2 protein-coding genes are annotated in these 1,276 nt (G+C 43.6%); one reads left to right on the forward strand and one right to left on the reverse strand.

Annotated features, from left to right (window positions below):
* Window positions 1–114: NAD-dependent epimerase/dehydratase family protein (locus ELS82_RS27215; protein WP_341867201.1), on the reverse strand; the 114-nt coding region annotated here is incomplete at its 3' end.
* 894 nt (window positions 115–1,008) lie between these two features.
* Between ELS82_RS27215 and ELS82_RS26550 the strand changes: the two genes are divergently transcribed.
* Window positions 1,009–1,170, forward strand: a complete 162-nt coding sequence (locus ELS82_RS26550; RefSeq protein ID WP_167489547.1) for a hypothetical protein — start codon at window positions 1,009–1,011, stop codon at window positions 1,168–1,170.
* Window positions 1,171–1,276 lie beyond the last annotated feature (106 nt).

A 1,276-nucleotide genomic window follows, 5' to 3' on the forward strand; every position in this document is an offset into this window, starting at 1 on the left:
AGGTAAGACACCGCTAGACCTGCTGTAAGTTGAAACTTCAAAGCCACTCTCGATAAACATCTTAGTCACGTGGCTACCAATATACCCATTGGATCCTGATATAAGTACTTTCATTCTTTCCCTGAACTCTCGATTACACATAACGCCCAATTAAGTTGTGAGCAACGCTGCCAAAGCACTCAAACACTTCACCGTAATCACAAAATCAATTGAAACCGAAAGCGCCGAGCGTTGCGAATCAGCTTGAATTGTTTGTTAGGAAAATTTTCTTCGCACTCACTTACTTTGTTTGAAAGCAGAATACCTTAAACACGATAAGCAACCAATCACCCACTGACTTTTGGTGATTCAAGAACCACTGAAGTCACTATGTTACAGCCTCACTTTCAACGTTCACGAAACACAGCCTTTCAGCGACAAGGTAGCTTTTGAACCTAAGAAACTCAAAGCTGCAAACTGACAGCAATAGCCCAAGCTCCGATTAACTTGCCCTTTTCACACTTTGAGTCAGTGAAGCTCACCACCGACCGACACTAAACGACCAATGAGGCAACCCACGAATCTTGGCATGTTTTACGGTTGGAGAGATTCAAGAGTTTGAGCCGACAATACAGAATTGCCGACTAAGAAAAACAGAGATCTAGAGGGATTAAGAAGAATAAGACAAAGAACTTTCCTGCCCTTTGCCTAACGCCCAATTAACGTGTGAGCAACGCAGACACTGAACTCGAATACTGCGCCGTAACACTATAAACTCAACCTGAAGTGAAAGCGCCAAGCGTTGCGAATCACTGTTGAATTGTTTGTTATGTTTTACCACAAAYATATGATTTACTTGAGAAAGAACTGCTATTTCTCACTGRTTTTCTGAGCTAAACCACAAGGCAAGAACCAACTTGGCCACCAAAGGCGATTAACCTAAAACCAGTAATTCCACTTCCCTGCCCAATGAGGCAACCCGACCAAGAAACAACAAGCGCCCTATCTTTCCAACCAAAACGCAAAACAATGTTTAATTGCCGAGGCAACTGCCAAGCTGAAATGCTGCTTGGTAATGAACCTGAAAGCGACTTTGAGCCAGTTAAACAAGAAGCCGACCGCCACGACCTGACAATGAAGCAACCCGCGAACATTGGCATGTTTTACGGCCTGAGTGATTCAAGAACTTAGACCGACAATGCGGATTTGCTGAGTCTACTAGGGACGGATTGCCAGAGGGACAAAGAACTAAAGCCTAAGACCTTTAAGCCTTTGAATTTCAAGTAAACATAACGCC

The organism is Vibrio ouci, assembly GCF_004551525.1.
In the GTDB taxonomy this organism is placed as follows: domain Bacteria; phylum Pseudomonadota; class Gammaproteobacteria; order Enterobacterales; family Vibrionaceae; genus Vibrio; species Vibrio ouci.

What these genes read in the sequence shown, in the direction of transcription:
- ELS82_RS26550 (WP_167489547.1), top strand. Translation starts at nt 1,009, where the DNA reads ATGTTTAATTGCCGAGGCAACTGCCAAGCTGAAATGCTGCTTGGTAAT.